The organism is Pseudomonas sp. ML96, assembly GCF_000761545.1.
In the GTDB taxonomy this organism is placed as follows: Bacteria; Pseudomonadota; Gammaproteobacteria; order Pseudomonadales; family Pseudomonadaceae; genus Aquipseudomonas.
In genome coordinates this window covers 1-15,502 of record NZ_JPMY01000002.1, presented here as the reverse complement: position 1 = coordinate 15,502, position 15,502 = coordinate 1, and the positions used below count along the sequence as shown (strand labels likewise).

At 67.1% G+C, this 15,502-nt stretch carries 14 protein-coding genes; 5 read left to right on the top strand and 9 right to left on the bottom strand.

What is annotated here, in order from left to right; all coding sequences use genetic code 11:
• The first annotated feature begins 129 nt into the window (after window positions 1–129).
• Window positions 130–735: a TetR/AcrR family transcriptional regulator gene (locus IP89_RS00330; protein WP_043306900.1), complete on the top strand. Its 606-nt coding sequence runs from the start codon at window positions 130–132 to the stop codon at window positions 733–735.
• Between the two features lie 58 nt (window positions 736–793).
• Window positions 794–1,897 carry an NADH:flavin oxidoreductase gene (locus IP89_RS00325; RefSeq protein WP_043306899.1) on the top strand — a complete coding sequence of 368 codons (1,104 nt, stop codon included), beginning with the start codon at window positions 794–796 and terminating at the stop codon, window positions 1,895–1,897.
• A 76-nt stretch (window positions 1,898–1,973) separates the two neighbouring features.
• Here the strand turns inward: IP89_RS00325 and IP89_RS00320 are convergent, their stop codons facing one another.
• The 3 genes from IP89_RS00320 to IP89_RS00310 are packed head-to-tail and all read right to left on the bottom strand — an operon-like array spanning window position 1,974 to window position 5,930.
• Window positions 1,974–3,164 carry a glycosyltransferase family 1 protein gene (locus tag IP89_RS00320; protein ID WP_043306898.1) on the bottom strand — a complete coding sequence of 397 codons (1,191 nt, stop codon included), beginning with the start codon at window positions 3,162–3,164 and terminating at the stop codon, window positions 1,974–1,976.
• A 21-nt stretch (window positions 3,165–3,185) separates the two neighbouring features.
• On the bottom strand, window positions 3,186–3,926 hold the full coding sequence (gene cysZ / locus IP89_RS00315; RefSeq protein WP_043306897.1) for a sulfate transporter CysZ: 741 nt from the start codon (window positions 3,924–3,926) through the stop codon (window positions 3,186–3,188).
• A 33-nt stretch (window positions 3,927–3,959) separates the two neighbouring features.
• Complete coding sequence (locus tag IP89_RS00310) at window positions 3,960–5,930, bottom strand: diguanylate cyclase domain-containing protein (RefSeq protein ID WP_043306896.1); 1,971 nt, start codon at window positions 5,928–5,930, stop codon at window positions 3,960–3,962.
• 223 nt (window positions 5,931–6,153) lie between these two features.
• Here IP89_RS00310 and trxB point away from each other — a divergent pair, with 223 nt between their 5' ends.
• Entirely contained in the window at window positions 6,154–7,101 is a 948-nt protein-coding gene (gene trxB, locus IP89_RS00305) for a thioredoxin-disulfide reductase (protein WP_043306895.1), read from the top strand.
• A 247-nt stretch (window positions 7,102–7,348) separates the two neighbouring features.
• Complete coding sequence (locus tag IP89_RS00300; RefSeq protein WP_043306894.1) at window positions 7,349–8,869, top strand: aldehyde dehydrogenase family protein; 1,521 nt, start codon at window positions 7,349–7,351, stop codon at window positions 8,867–8,869.
• 36 nt (window positions 8,870–8,905) lie between these two features.
• Here IP89_RS00300 and IP89_RS00295 read toward each other — a convergent pair whose 3' ends face one another.
• From IP89_RS00295 to IP89_RS00280, 4 genes are all read right to left on the bottom strand, one after another.
• Window positions 8,906–9,307, bottom strand: a complete 402-nt coding sequence (locus IP89_RS00295) for a hypothetical protein (RefSeq protein WP_043306893.1) — start codon at window positions 9,305–9,307, stop codon at window positions 8,906–8,908.
• Window positions 9,308–9,374: 67 nt separating this feature from the next.
• Window positions 9,375–10,058, bottom strand: a complete 684-nt coding sequence (locus IP89_RS00290) for an SDR family oxidoreductase (RefSeq protein WP_043306892.1) — start codon at window positions 10,056–10,058, stop codon at window positions 9,375–9,377.
• Between the two features lie 57 nt (window positions 10,059–10,115).
• Window positions 10,116–11,147, bottom strand: a complete 1,032-nt coding sequence (locus tag IP89_RS00285) for a DUF2955 domain-containing protein (protein WP_043306891.1) — start codon at window positions 11,145–11,147, stop codon at window positions 10,116–10,118.
• 7 nt (window positions 11,148–11,154) lie between these two features.
• On the bottom strand, window positions 11,155–12,216 hold the full coding sequence (locus IP89_RS00280; RefSeq protein WP_043306890.1) for an HlyD family secretion protein: 1,062 nt from the start codon (window positions 12,214–12,216) through the stop codon (window positions 11,155–11,157).
• Between the two features lie 138 nt (window positions 12,217–12,354).
• On the opposite strand from IP89_RS00280, the gene IP89_RS00275 reads away from it, so the two are divergent.
• On the top strand, window positions 12,355–13,284 hold the full coding sequence (locus IP89_RS00275; RefSeq protein ID WP_043306889.1) for a LysR family transcriptional regulator: 930 nt from the start codon (window positions 12,355–12,357) through the stop codon (window positions 13,282–13,284).
• A 314-nt stretch (window positions 13,285–13,598) separates the two neighbouring features.
• Here IP89_RS00275 and IP89_RS00270 read toward each other — a convergent pair whose 3' ends face one another.
• Window positions 13,599–14,648: an alkene reductase gene (locus tag IP89_RS00270; RefSeq protein WP_043306888.1), complete on the bottom strand. Its 1,050-nt coding sequence runs from the start codon at window positions 14,646–14,648 to the stop codon at window positions 13,599–13,601.
• Window positions 14,649–14,666: 18 nt separating this feature from the next.
• Window positions 14,667–15,502, bottom strand: an 836-nt coding sequence (locus IP89_RS00265) for an MFS transporter (RefSeq protein ID WP_043306887.1), incomplete at its 5' end; no start/stop codon positions are given.

Genomic DNA, 15,502 nt, shown 5'->3' with positions numbered 1-15,502 from the left:
TCGAATGGCTTGTGTTTGCTAAGAGCATACCCGGGCTGTCAAGCGGTCCAGGGCGCCGGAGAGTCCGCCTGCTTCTGAATCACAATCACCGAAATCAATAGTGCTGGGCGGGGCGAGACGACCGGTCATATGCTGCGCGCCATGAACAGCAGCATCCGACTCGACAAGCGTGACCTGATCCTGGCCAAGGGCTCGGAGGTGATGACGCGCCGTGGCTATCACGGCACCGGTGTAATGGAGATCGTCCAGGCCGCCGGCATCCCCAAGGGCAGCTTCTATCACTACTTCGCCAGCAAGGAAGACTTCGCCCTGCAGGCCCTGGAGTTCGTCTACCAGCCGCGCCTGCTGCGCTACACCGAGGCCCTGGGTAATTCGGCGCTGAGCCCCAGCGCGCGCATCCTCGGTTACTACCGCGAGCTGCTGGCGCATTTCTCGCGCCAGGAGCAGCCCGAGTGCCACTGCTTCATCGGCAGCCTGAGCTTCGAGATGAGCGAAGTACTGCCGGCCATCGGCGCCGAAGTGGAACGCATCCAGCAGGCCTCGGTGGACATCCTGCGTGACTGTCTGGAGCAGGCGCGCGCCGCCGGCGAGCTGGCCGCCGACGAGGATTGCGAGAACCTGGCGACCTTCATTTCCAACGCTTGGCAGGGCGTGCTGGCGCGCCTCAAGGTCGGCCGCAGCCTGCAGCCGCTGGAAGCCTTCATTCACCGTCTGGAGCTGCTGTTGCGGCCCTGATCCCTTTTTTGCCTATCGACGAGACGACCGGTCAGTTGGCCGGCCCCAAGGAGAATCCATGACCGTTAAAGCCCTGTTCGAACCCTTCCGCCTGGGTAACCTGGAGCTGCCGACCCGCGTGGTGATGGCACCGATGACCCGTTCCTTCTCCCCGGGCGGCGTACCGGGCGCCCAGGTGGTCGAGTACTATCGTCGCCGCGCCGCGGCCGGCGTCGGCCTGATCGTTACCGAAGGCACCACCGTCGGTCACAAGGCCGCCAACGGCTACCCGCACGTGCCGCGCTTCTACGGTGAGGACGCCCTGGCCGGCTGGAAAGAGGTGGTCGACGCGGTGCACGCCGAAGGCGGCAAGATCGTTCCGCAGCTGTGGCACGTGGGCAACGTACGCAAGGCCGGCACCGAGCCGGACGCCAGCGTGCCGGGCTTTGGCCCGAGCGAGAAGATCAAGGAAGGCAATGTCGTGGTTCACGGCATGACCAAGCAGGACATCGAAGAAGTGATCGCCGCCTTCGCCCAGGCCGCCCGCGACGCCAAGGCCATCGGCATGGACGGCGTGGAAATCCACGGCGCCCACGGCTACCTGGTCGACCAGTTCTTCTGGGAAGGCAGCAACAAGCGCACCGACGAATACGGTGGCGACCTGGCCCAGCGTTCGCGCTTCGCCATCGAGCTGATCCAGGCCGTACGCGCCGCTGTTGGCCCGGACTTCCCGATCATCTTCCGCTTCTCGCAGTGGAAGCAGCAGGACTACACCGCGCGTCTGGTACAGACCGCCGAGGAGCTGGGCGCCTTCCTCAAGCCGCTGGCCGATGCCGGCGTGGACATCTTCCACTGCTCGACCCGTCGCTTCTGGGAGCCGGAGTTCGAAGGTAGCGACCTGAACCTGGCTGGCTGGACCCGCCAGCTGACCGGCAAGCCGACCATCACCGTGGGCAGCGTCGGCCTGGACGGCGAGTTCCTGCAGTTCATGGTCAACACCGACAAGGTGGCCGAGCCGGCCAGCCTGGAGAAGCTGCTGGAGCGCCTGAACAAGCAGGAGTTCGACCTGGTGGCTGTGGGCCGTGCCCTGCTGGTCGACCCGGATTGGGCGGTGAAGGTGCGCGATGGCCGCGAGAGCGACATCCTGCCGTTCAGCCGCGAAGCCCTGAAGACCCTGGTCTGATGCATTACCCCGGGTCCGCTTCGGCGGACCTTTTCCAGCCCCGGCACACCGGGGCTTTTTTATGCCCGCAACAATCTCAGGCCGCTGCGGCCGACGCTTCCGGCGTGCTCCGGGCCAGCTGCAGGTAAGCCTCGAACTGCTCGACTATCGCCGCCCAGCCCTGCTTGCCGGCGTGCTGGCGGGCATTCAGGCGGACCCGGCGCAGGGTCTCGGGGTCTTCCAGCAGCCAGTGCGCGGCGTCGATGAAGGCCTGCTCGTCACCGGGGCTGGCTAGGGCGCCGTTGTGCCCGTGGCGAATATGCTGGGCCGCCGCGGCCTGGTCGAAGGCGACCACGGCCAGGCCCGAGGCCAGCGCCTCCAGCACCACGTTGCCGAAGGTCTCGGAGAGGCTGGGGAAGAGGAACATGTCGCCGCTGGCGTAATGCGCAGCCAGCGCCTCGCCACGCTGTACGCCGCAGAACAGGGCGTCCGGCAGCTGCTCCTGCAGTTGTGCACGCAGCGGGCCGTCACCGACCAGGACCAGGCGCAGGCGGCGCTGTGGCAGGTCCTGTTGCAGCTGGCGGAAGGCACGGACCAGCAACTGCAGATTCTTCTCCGCCGCCAGGCGGCCGACATGCACCACGGCCACCTCGTCGTCCTGCAGGCCCCAGGCCGCGCGCAGCTCGGCGGAACGGCGGGTCGGATGGAACAGTTGGCCGTCGACCCCGCGGGACAGCAGTTCCAGGCGCTTGAAGCCACGCCGTTGCAGTTCCAGGCGTTGGCTGGGGCTGGGCACCAGGGTCAGCCGCGAGCGGTTGTGGAACCAGCGCAGATAGCCGGTCAGCAGGCGGCTGAGCAGGCCGAAGCCGTAGTGCGCGCTGTATTGCTGGAAGTTGGTGTGGAAACCGCTGACCACCGGAATCCCCAGGCGTCGGGCGGCGCGCAGGGCGGACAGGCCGAGTGGGCCCTCGGTGGCGATGTACAGCACGTCCGGGCGCTTGCGCTGCCAGCGGCGCAGCAGCTTGTGCAGCGCCGATTGCCCCCACTGCAGCCCGGCATAACCGGGCAGTGGCCAGCCGCGGGTGAGCAGCAGGTCGTCGTCGGCCTGGCTCTGCTCGTCGGGCTGGCGCGGGCGCACCAGCTGCAGATGATGGCCGCGTTCACGCAGGCCCTGGCACAGGCGGCCGAGGGTGTTGGCCACACCGTTCACCTCGGGAGGGAAGGTCTCGCTGACCAGGGCGATGTACAGGCTTGTGACATTCATGGTGCCAGTCTGGACGGGCACCATGAAGCGGCGGTGACGCTTGTATTACTGGGGCGTGACGTCGCGCTCGCGCACCCAGAACAGGGTGGCGCCGGCCACGGCGGCGGGCATCACCAGGATGTTGACGAAGGGGATCATCAGCGCGAGGTAGGTGGCGCCGCCGAAGCCAAGGCTCTGCCAGCGCTTCTCGCGCAGCCAGGCCAGCATCTCGTTCCAGCCCAGCTTGTTGTTGTCCGCCGGGTAGTCGATGTACTGCACGGCCATCATCCACACGCCGAACAGTATCCACAGCGGCGCCGCCACCAGGTTGAGCACCGGCACGAAGGTGAGGATCAGCAGGGGAATGGCGCGGGGCAGGAAGTACGCCAGCTTGCGCAGCTCGCGGCCGATGGTGCGCGGCACCATGGCCATCAGCTCGCCCCAGCTGAAGGCCGGGAAGTCGTCGCGGCCACGCACCACCACTTCCACCTTCTCGGCGAGGAAGCCGTTGAAAGGCGCGGCGATGATGTTGGCCAGCAGGGTGAAGGTGAAGAACATCACCACCAGCACCAGCAGGACGAACAGCGGCCAGAGGATGTATTCGAGGAAGCTCAGCCAGCTCGGCAGGCTGGGCATCACGCTGTCGACCCAGCCGCCGAACTGCTGCATGGCCAGGGCGATCAGGCCGATGAACAGCAGGGCGTTGATCGTCAGCGGCAGCAGCACGAACAGGCGCAGGCCGGGGCTGAGCACCAGCTTCAGGCCTTCGCCGAGGTATTGGGAGCCGGACAGGGCGGGCGTGGACATCGCGATCTCCGCTGGGGTGGAAAAGCGCCGACCTTAACCACTTTGCCGGGACGAGGAAAGCCGCTGCGGGCGGTACAGGCAGGCGCGGCCGCGCTCGCGCTTGGCCTCGTACATGGCGCTGTCGGCCGCCTTGACCAGGCTCTCCGCGTTGTCCGCGTGTTCCGGGTAGAGGGCGATGCCGATACTCGGCGTAACAAAGTCGATCACCTGCTGCTCGACCTGGACCGGCTTCTTCAGCGTTTCCAGCAGGCGCAGCGCCACGCGCTGGGCCACTTCGCCGGTGCCGCCGGCGACGATCAGGGTGAATTCGTCGCCGCCCAGGCGGTAGACCCGATCGGGCTGACGCATGGCGCCGCGCAGGCGCTCGGCGATGCTCTGCAGCATCAGGTCGCCGACGTCGTGGCCGAAGCGGTCGTTGACCTCCTTGAAGCGGTCCAGATCGAGGTAGATCAGCGCCAGTTGCTCGCCGTTGCGTCGGGTCTTCTCCAGGGCCAGCGGCAGTTGCTCGGTGAACGCCTTGCGGTTGTGCAGGCCGGTGAGGGGGTCGGTGTAGGCCATGTCCAGCAGGCGGTTCTGGTAGGCCACCTGGTCGCTGATGTCGCGCATGATGCCGCGATAGCCGGCGAAGGCGTTCTGTCCGTCGTGGATGATCGAAAAGCGCGTCTCGTAATAGCCGCGGCTGCCGTCACGGCGCTGCAGCGGCGCGATGAATCGCACGTTTTCGCCGCTCTGGTGGGCGCGGGTGAGCTGGTCGACGGCGCGCTCCAGGTCGTCCTGCTCCATCAGCCCTTCGAAGCTGCTGCCCAGCAGTTCCTCCTCGCCATAGCCGAGCATGCTGCACAGCGCGCGGTTGAGCGCGGTGATGCGGCCGTCGTGGTCCAGCTCGAAATATCCGTCCTGGATGGCGTCGAGAATCTCGCGGTCGCGGGTCTCGCTCTGTTCCAGGCGTTCGAGCATGCGATTGACCTCCTGGGACAGGCGGCCCAGCTCGTCGTTGCCACTGTCGCGAATGCGCTGGCGGTTGGATTCCGGGCCGATCACCGAAATGTCGCGGTGCATGCGCGAGACCCGACGCAGGATGCCGAACTCCAGGCCGAGGTAGATCAGCACCCAGGCCACCAGGCCTACGCCGGTGGCCTCGGCGAGGAAGATGCCGATGGCCTTGCGTCCCTCCTGGTACAGGCGGCGTTCGCGGGTCAGCTCCATCAGCAGCTGTGGCTCGCCCAGGCTATTGCGGAACAGCAGGTCCAGTTGCTGGCGGTTCTCGTCGAGCGCTCGTCGCGGGCTGATCTCGATGCGGTTGAGGTTGGCCTCGACGATGGTCGGCAGGACCCGCCAGCCATCGTGATCGGCGTCCGGTGGGAGCAGGCGCAGAGCGCCGTTGACCTGGCTCTGTAGCAGCTCGGCGCGCTCGCCATCGATGAAGTGCCCGGCCACCAGGGTGCCCAGGCTCGGCAGGCTGTCCTGGTTGTTGCTGATGCCGCCCATGGCCAGCACCAGGGGCACGCCCTGGACCACCACGATCTGCCCGCGCAGGTCTTCGCGCTTCGGCTGGCGCAGGCGCCTGATCTGCTCGAGGATGGCGTCGCGCAGTGCCTGGTGATCACGCGGTCGCTCGTCGCCGAGGGTCACCATGTCCGGCAGGTCGGGCGGCAGCCATTGCTCGGCCAGCACGTGGCCCTTCAGGTCGAGCAGCAGCATGAAGTCGAAGTTGATCTGCCGCAGCGCTTCCGGATCCATGTTGCGGCGCACGTAGTCCGGGTGTTGGCCGCGCACGAAGTCGTAGGTGTCGTCCCACTTGGCGTAGCTCAGCACCAGATCGAGGTTGCGCTTGAGGTTGTGGTCGAGCAGCGCCTGCAGGCGCAGGGCCTCGGCATTCAGCAGGGCGGCGTCCTGGCGGTCGAAGCGGCTGAGGATGAGGCTCTGCGACAACAGATAGGCGAAGCCCAGCGCGAGCAGCAGCAACGGGGCGAACAGCCAGAACAGGCGTTTGCGCAGAGTCATGCGGTCGGCGATCCGGAGCGGAGGGCAATTGACCCGAGTATAGACAAGGGAATGCGTCTATCTGGCCAATATAGGCCGCCCCTATCGGTCGAATTGAGAATGGGCATTTTCGCCGGTAGTGCCGTCTCGGTAGCCTTGCCAGCAATCCCACTTGCCGGGACCGCCCTTCTTCAAAGCCTTCCCCAAGTGCCTGGGCCGGTCCCTTTTTCTTCAGGAGTTGGCCATGTCCGCAAATCGTCATGCCCGCGTCATCATCCTCGGCTCCGGTCCCGCCGGTTACAGCGCCGCCGTGTATGCCGCCCGCGCCAACCTCAAGCCGTTGCTGATCACCGGCATCCAGGCCGGCGGCCAGCTGACCACCACCACCGAGGTCGACAACTGGCCGGGCGACCCGCATGGCCTGACCGGTCCGGCGCTGATGCAGCGCATGCAGAAGCACGCCGAGCGCTTCGAGACCGAGATCGTCTACGACCACATCAACGCGGTGGACCTGGCCGGCAAGCCCTTCACCCTGGTTGGCGACAGCGGCACCTACACCGCCGACGCGCTGATCATCGCCACAGGCGCCAGCGCCCGTTACCTGGGCCTGCCCTCGGAAGAGGCGTTCATGGGCAAGGGCGTGTCCGCCTGCGCCACCTGCGATGGCTTCTTCTACCGCAACTGCGAGGTGGCGGTGGTCGGCGGCGGCAATACCGCCGTGGAGGAGGCGCTGTACCTGGCCAATATCGCCAGCAAGGTGACCCTGGTGCATCGCCGCGAGACCTTCCGCGCCGAGAAGATCCTGCAGGACAAGCTGCAGGCGCGTATCGCCGAGGGCAAGATCGAGCTGCGCCTGAATGCCGAGGTCGACCAGGTACTGGGCGACAACAGCGGCGTCACCGGCGTGCGCCTCAAGCACAACGACGGCGCCAGTAGCGATCTGCAGGTCGACGGCCTGTTCGTCGCCATCGGCCATACGCCCAACACCTCGCTGTTCGAGGGCCAGCTGGCACTGAAGGATGGCTATCTGGTGGTCAACGGCGGGCGCGATGGTAATGCCACCGCCACCAGCATCCCCGGCGTGTTCGCCGCCGGCGATGTGGCCGACTCGGTGTACCGCCAGGCCATCACCTCGGCCGGTGCCGGCTGCATGGCGGCGCTGGATGTGGAGCGTTATCTGGATTCGCTCTGAGGCGTAGCCGCCTACGCTAGTTGCCTGACGAAAACGCCGCGACCGCGCCAGCAGTTGCGGCGTTTTCGTTGCTGGTTTTTGGGCGGACCGACGGCATCGACCTTGGTCTTAGGCGCATGGCGAGAGCGGGGAAAGTGAACAACACTTGGCCGGCCAAGTCAGTCAAGAGTGGACCCATGCGGCTCGCGCTGCGCGCCGCACTCTCCGGCCCGGGCGTGGCCGGTCACTAACAAGAGAGGCCATCGTCATGATCTACGCACAACCCGGAACTGCCGGCGCCATCGTTTCGTTCAAGGCGCGCTACGGCAACTACATCGGTGGCGAGTTCGTCGCCCCGCTCAAGGGCCAGTACTTCACCAATACCTCGCCGGTTAACGGCCAGCCCATCGCCGAATTCCCCCGTTCCGATGCCTCCGATATCGACAAGGCGCTGGACGCCGCGCATGCCGCCGCCGATGCCTGGGGCCGCACCAGTGCGCAGGAGCGCTCCAACGTGCTGCTGCGCATCGCCGACCGTATCGAGCAGAACCTCGAACTGCTGGCGGTCACCGAGACCTGGGACAACGGCAAGGCGGTGCGTGAGACGCTGAATGCCGACATCCCGCTGGCCGTCGATCATTTCCGCTACTTCGCCGGCTGCATCCGCGCACAGGAGGGCGGTGCGGCGGAGATCGATGCCGGCACTGTGGCCTATCACATCCACGAGCCGCTGGGCGTGGTCGGGCAGATCATCCCGTGGAACTTCCCGCTGCTGATGGCCGCCTGGAAGCTGGCGCCGGCCCTGGCCGCCGGCAACTGCGTGGTACTCAAGCCGGCCGAGCAGACCCCGCTGGGCATCAGTGTGCTGATGGAACTGATCGGCGACCTGCTGCCGCCGGGTGTGCTCAACGTGGTGCAGGGCTTCGGCAAGGAGGCGGGCGAGGCGCTGGCCACCAGCAAGCGCATCGCCAAGATTGCTTTCACCGGCTCCACCCCGGTGGGCTCGCACATCCTCAAGTGCGCGGCGGAGAACATCATCCCCAGCACCGTGGAGCTGGGCGGCAAGAGCCCGAACATCTACTTCGAGGACATCATGCAGGCCGAGCCGGCCTTCATCGAGAAGGCCGCCGAGGGGCTGGTGCTGGCCTTCTTCAACCAGGGCGAGGTGTGCACCTGCCCGTCGCGGGCGCTGGTGCAGGAATCCATCTACCCGGCGTTCATGGCTGAGGTGATGAAGAAGGTGCAGGCGATCAAGCGCGGCAACCCGCTGGACACCGAGACCATGGTCGGCGCCCAGGCCTCGCAGCAGCAGTTCGACAAGATCCTCTCCTACCTGCAGATCGCCCAGCAGGAGGGCGCCGAGGTGCTCACCGGCGGCGGCGTGGAGAAGCTGGAGGGTAGCCTCGCCACCGGCTATTACATCCAGCCGACCCTGCTCAAGGGTCACAACAAGATGCGCGTGTTCCAGGAGGAAATCTTCGGCCCGGTGGTGGGCGTGACCACCTTCAGGGACGAGGCGGAAGCGCTGGCCATCGCCAATGACACCGAGTTCGGCCTTGGTGCCGGTCTGTGGACCCGCGACATCAATCGCGCCTGGCGCATGGGACGCGGCATCAAGGCCGGGCGGGTGTGGACCAACTGCTACCACCTGTACCCGGCGCACGCTGCCTTCGGTGGCTACAAGAAGTCCGGCGTTGGCCGCGAAACCCACAAGATGATGCTCGACCACTACCAGCAGACCAAAAACCTGCTGGTGAGCTACGACATCAATCCCTTGGGCTTCTTCTAAGCGCGGCGGGCTGAGCGCAGGCGCGTGAGCCTGCGCTCAGAGACCGCCCAGCAGGTCGTGGGAGTCCAGCAGCCGGTAGGCAATCTCCGGCTGCCGCTCCAGGCCGCGGCGGATGGCGGCGGGGATGGCCTGGCGGGTCTTGCGGCACAGGCCGGGATGGTCGGCGACCTGGATGGCGATGCCGCGCATGCTGCGCACCTCGTTGAAACCCGGCGCCACTTCCACGCGAATGCCGAGCTGCTCGTACATGCGCTGCTGCATGTGCTGCAGGTCGTCCAGGTTCTTGAGGTTTTCCAGGCGCTCCAGCAGGCGCTTCTCCTCGCTGCGGGTCAGCAGCAGGATGCGCACGTCCGCCCCAGGTGTTTCCAGCAGCTGGTCGCGGCTGCAGTCACAGGCACCGGGTGGGCAGGGTTGGCGGAGCGGTGGTTGGTTGGTCATGGGCTGTGATCATAGCCAGAGCGCAGCACTGCCGCGCAAGCGGCAGCGGATGAAGCGGCGGTCAGTGTTACCAGGGCAGCGTCTGCTGCTGGTAGTCGAGGAAGTGGCAGCCGCCCTGGTCCAGCTGTGCCCCGACGGTGGCGAGCAGGCCGGCGACGCTGGTGTCGACGTCCAGGTCAGCCTGGTCGCCGCCCATCGCGGTGCGCACCCAGCCCGGATGCAGCGCCAGCAGGCTGGCCTGCGGTCGTTCGGCAGACTGGTCCCAGCTCTGCAGCAGGCTGTTCAGTGCGGCTTTGCTGGCGCCGTACAGCGGCATCGCGGCGGAACGGGCCAGGGCCACGCTGCCCATCTGCGAGCTCATGAAGGCAATCACGCCACCGGCGCGCACTCGTCCGGCCAGCTGGCGCGCCAGGCGCATGGGCGCGATGGCATTGGTCAGGAACAGGGTGGCCACTTCGTCGGCGCTGGCCTGCGCCACGTCCTGATGCTGCGGGCCCATGATGCCGGCGTTGAACAACAGGATGTCGAGCGGCTCCTGCAGCGCAGCCTCGATGTGCTGGGCAGCGTCGCTGGCGGTGAGGTCGCCGGCGATCAGCACCAGGTGCTGCGGATACTGGCGCTGCAGCTCGGCCAGGGCCTCGCCATTGGGGTTCCTGGCCACCGCGTAGACCTTGTCGCCACGTTCCAGGCAGGCGCGGGTCAGGCCCAGGCCGATACCGCGCGAGGCGCCGGCGATCAGTACGTTGTGCATGGGGAGTCTCCTGTGAGATGGGCGGGAGGTGTAGGGATCATACCCAGCCCGGCAGGCTCAGGCATGGCTGGCGTGGCGGATGCTCGGCCAGCGGTTGAACAGGCGATGCAGGACGAACACCGCGACCAGGGTGCAGAACACCGCCACGCACACCGAGCTGAGGCGATAGGCGATGGAGTAGACCACGTCGTGCTGCGGCGTGAGGTACTGGCCGAAGACGATGGCCAGGGTGGTCAGCGCTCCGAAGCCGATGCCCTGGGCATGCTCCAGCACATGCACGCGAGCGCAGCAGAAGGCGGCGGTCCAGTACATCAGGGTGACCAGCGGCAGCACGTCGTAGTGGCTGTAGAGCACCAGCTGCAGGAGCAGGCCGACGGCGCAGCCGAGCAGGGTGCCGAGGGCACGGATACGCCCGGCGAAGCGGATGCCGTTCCAGTGCATGGGGAACAGCACCAGGATCGAGGCAACTTGGGCCGACAGCGAGTCCTTGAGGTCCAGGCTCTGGAACAGGATGAATGACAGGGTGGCGATGCTCGCCCCCAGCAGTGCCTCGTGGCGCTGGCTGGGCAGGTCCTTGGGCTGCGGCTGGCGCGGCGGACGTGGTTCGGCGTCAGGGAACAGGTAGAACATCAGCCAGGCGATCAGCACCGTCTGTACGGCGGCCACCAGGTTGCTGGTCAGCATGTCGAACAGGTGGGTCTCCGGATAGCTGCCGAAGTGCAGCTGGATGGAGAGGAACACGCTGCCGAGGGCGCCGAACATGAACAGCGGGCCCTGGGCCATCAGGCGGAAGCGCCAGAAGAAGGCGAGGAACACCAGCGGCACCACCAGCAGCGGGCGGTCGCCGAACAGGCCGTAGATCAGCAGCACTTCCAGGCTCACCACCACGGCCTGGAGGAGGAACTGGCGGATCACGTGGGCATTGATGACTGGCGTCAGACCGAGCAGGAGCATGGGGTAGACGCAGAAGAACGAGCCGTAGTCCCAACCCATCAGCTTGCAGATGAACAGCCCCAGGGTGCCGCCGCAGGCCAGGCGCAGGCACTGGCGCAGATCGTTCTCCGAGAGCCGGCTGGCGGCCTTGGTCACCTGCGCCTTAGTAGACATAGTGCAGCAGGCTGATCAGGTTGATCTGCAGGCGGCCGAACAGGTCGGCCAGCTGCGAGTCGTGCGGATACAGCTGCACGGTGGCCTTGGCGCCGCTGGGCAGGTTGAAGGGCAGCGGCTCGCTGAGGCTGACGTGCAGGCGCTGGCGTTGGGCATCGCGCACCCAGCGGTCGGAGATCGCCGGCGCGGCCAGGTCGCCGTTGGCGTCCAGCTGGCCCTCCTTGACCCCGGCGTCGAGGGCGCTGACGCGGGCGGCGAAGATGTGCCCGGGCAGGGCGTCGAACACCACCGAGGCCTGGTCCTCCAGGCGCACGTAGCGCAGGGCCTTCTCGCGGAAGTCGGCGCTGATGTCGGCCTCGTCGGCGACCAGTGCGGCCACCGGATTGCCGGCATGCAGGAAAGCACCGGCGGACAGCTGCAGGTTGCTCAGGGTGCCGGCGCGCTCGGCGCGCACCTCGCTGTACTGCAGTTGCAGACGGGCCAGATCGAGCGCGTTGCGCGCCTGGCGCAGGCGCAGGTTGTCGTCGTCCTGGGCGCCGCGCTGGGCGAGCAGCTCGCGGATGCGCGCATCGGCGGCAACCAGGCGGGCCTGGGCGGCCTGGCGCTCGGCCTCGGTCTGCTCGAACAGCTGGCGCGACACGTGCTGGCTCTGCACCAGGCGACCGAGGCGCGCGCTCTCGCGCTGCAGCTCGCAGGCCGAGGCCTGGGCGGCGCTGCGGTCTGCCTTGGCGGCGGCGATGGCGGCGTCGAGCTGCTGGTTGTCCTGCCCGGCCTGTTCCAGCTCCAGTTCGGCGGCGCGTACCGCCAGGCGGAAAGGCTCTGGGTCGAGACGGAACAGCAACTGGCCGGCCGCCACGTGCTGGTTGTTGGTTACGGCGACTTCCAGTACCTGGCCGTCCACGCGCGGCGCGATGCGCAGCACCGGGCGGGTCAGCTGGGCCTGCGGGGTGATCGGCATCCACAGGTCCGCGGCCAGGAAATAGGCGAACAGCAGGATGAATAGAACGATGGCCGCCTGTACCCGGCGGGCGAATTTCTGGTCAGGAGTCATGTGCAGCCTTGGAGGTCCGCGAATGCGGAAAGACGGGCGAGGGACGCGGGTCCGCTCGCAGGTGACCAGCAGTATATTTGGTTACAAAACGGGGATAATCTGGCCCTTCCGAGAATCAGCATTACCGATGGGGTAACAATGGATACGCTACACAGCATGCGCATCTTCGTTCGGGTGATAGATACCGGCAGCTTCACCGCCGCGGCCCAGGCCATGGATCTGTCTACCGCCCAGGTATCGCGGCTGGTCTCGGAGCTGGAGCAGCAGCTGCAGACCCGCCTGCTGCACCGCACCACGCGGCGCCTGGCGCTGACCGAGGCGGGCGAGCGCTACCTGCAGCGCTGCCGGCAGATTCTCGACGAGGTCGACGAGGCCGCTGCCGAGGCCCGTGGCGCGCACCTCACGCCCAGCGGGCGGCTGCGCGTGCACAGCATGACCGGGCTCGGCCTGCAGCATCTGACCGGGCTGATCGCCCGTTACTCCGAGCTGTACCCGGACGTGGTGGTGGACCTGGCGCTGTCGCAGCGCACCCCGGACCTGCTGGAGGACGGTCATGACGTGATCATCGCCTTCGCCCGCGAGCTGCCCAACTCGCAGATGGTGGCGCAGCTGCTCGGGCCGATGTTCAGCGTCGCCTGCGCCTCGCCGGAATACCTGCGCAAGCACGGCGTGCCCCGGCAGCCGGCCGACCTGCAGCAGCATCGCTACCTGCGCCTGCTCGACCCGATCTACGAAGGCGGCATGGATACCGAATTCGATCCGCTGCCCAGCGAGAGCTTCCAGGTCAACGTCGCCGAATCCCTGGCCAGGGCCGCGCAGGCGGGCATGGGCGTGTGCCTGCTGCCATCCTTCGTCGCCGCCTCGGCCATGCGTGATGGCAGCCTGCTGCGCGTGCTGCCGCAGCATCGCCTGCGTCAGCGCAACATCTACGCGATTTACCCGTCGCGGCGTTTTCTCGATGCCAAGATCAGGACCTGGGTGGACTTCCTCAAGGCCGAGCTTCCGCCGCTGCTGGCCGCCGACGAGGCGATTCTGGAGAACGCCGCGCACTGGGCTGTACCGCGCTGATTGTTGCGAAATGGGCAATGGTGATTCCCGGAAACTGCGGTTTTTTACTTCTGGCGTGATTCCTAGAATGGCGCCGCGTTACGGAGACGGCTCGATCACGCGCTGACAGGCCTGCTGATCGCAGCATCCACGCTCCTGTACGCCGCGTGCGTGGCGACATGCTTGCCGCTGCGCCGCACTGACCTCCTGACGTTGATTCCTAGTGCTCCTTTGATCGACGTCTTACCTCAGACCGCTCCCTATGAGCGGTCTTTTTTTGCCCGCAGCAATGCAAAAGCCCCGCAAGAGCGGGGCTTTTGTCGTGCCAGCCTGGGTTACAGACGTGGGTAGTCGATGTAGCCGACTGGACCCTGGGCATAGAACAGTTCCGGACGTGCTTCGTTGAGCGGCGCGTCCTTCGCCAGACGCTCGACCAGGTCGGGGTTGGCAATGAAGGGGATACCGAAGGCCACGGCATCGGCCTTGCCCTCGGCCAGCCAGGTGTTGGCCTGGTCCTTGGTGAAGCGCTCGTTGGCGATCACCAGGCCGCCGAACTGCTCCTTGATGAAGGGGGTCAGGCTGTCTTCGCCTTCCTTCTCGCGGGTGCAGATGAAGGCCACGCCACGCTTGCCCAGCTCGCGGGCGACGTAGCCGAAGGTCTCGCGCGGATCGGCGTCGCCCATGTCGTGGCTGTCGCGGCGTGGTGCCAGGTGTACGCCGACGCGATCGGCGCCCCATACGGAGATGGCCGCGTCGGTGACTTCCAGCAGCAGGCGTGCGCGGTTCTCGATCGAGCCGCCGTACTGGTCGGTGCGCTGGTTGGTGCTGCTCTGCAGGAACTGGTCGAGCAGGTAGCCGTTGGCGCCGTGCACTTCCACGCCATCGAAGCCGGCGGCCTTGGCGTTCTCGGCACCGTGGCGGTAGGCCTCGACGATGTCGGCGATTTCCTCGGTTTCCAGGGCGCGCGGGGTCTCGAAGCCCTTCATCGGACGGACCAGGCTGACGTGGCCGGCCGGCGCAATGGCACTAGGGGCGACCGGCAGCTCGCCGTTCAGGTAGATCGGGTCGGAGACACGGCCGACATGCCACAGCTGCAGGAAGATGCGGCCGCCGTTGGCGTGTACGGCGCGGGTGATGTTGAGCCAGCCGCGTACCTGGTCTTCCGACCAGATGCCGGGGGTGTCCGGATAGCCGACGCCCATCGGGGTGACCGAGGTGGCCTCGCTGAGGATCAGGCCGGCGCTGGCACGTTGCACGTAGTACTCGGCCATCAGCGCGTTGGGCACGCGGCCTTCGTCGGCGCGGCAGCGGGTCAGCGGCGCCATGATGATGCGGTTGGGCAGTTCCAGACTGCCGATCTTGATCGGGTCGAAAATGGTGGTCATGGTGCGGTCTCCAGTGTGTCAGTCCAGCAGGGGTTCGGCGGCGCTGCTGCGACTGCCGAGGGATGCGGTAAGCAGGGCGGCGATCAGCGCCAGGGCGGCCAGCGCAGCGGCGGCCAGCGGTACGCTGGTCAGGCCCAGGCCGTGGCCGATGACCAGCCCGCCGACCCAGGCGCCGAGGGCGTTGCCCAGGTTGAAGGCGCCGATGTTGAGGGTCGCCACCAGGTTGGGTGCGGCCTGGCCGAAGTTCATCACGTTGACCTGCAGGGCCGGCACGGCGGCGAAGGCGGCCATGGCCCAGAGCAGCAGGTTGATCTCCAGCGGAATCAGCAGCGGGCTGCTCCAGCGCACCAGCGAAGAGAGCAGGGCCAGGCTGAGCAGAATGCCGGCCAGCGCGGTGGCCAGGTTCCAGTCGGCCAGGCGGCCGCCGAGCAGGTTGCCGAGGGTCAGGCCGACGCCGATCAGCAGCAGGGTCCAGGTGATGCCGCGTGGCGACACGCCGGTGACCTCGCCGAGCAGCGGCGCGATGTAGGTGAACAGGGCGAATACGGCGGCGGAGAACAGCACGGTGGTGGACAGCGCCAGCCACAGTCCGGCGCCACGCATGGCGGCCAGTTCGCTGCGCAGATCGGCCGGCTCCTGTTCGCGGTTGTTCGGCAGCACGCGCCACAGGCCGATAAAGGCGACGATGCCGATGGCGGTCACGGCCCAGAAGGTCGAACGCCAGCCGGCGTACTGGCCGAGCGCGGTGCCCAGCGGCACGCCGAGCACGTTGGCCAGGGTCAGGCCGGTGAACATCAGCGCCACGGCCGAGGCCTTGCGGTTCTCCGGTACCAGGCTGGCGGCGACCACCGAGC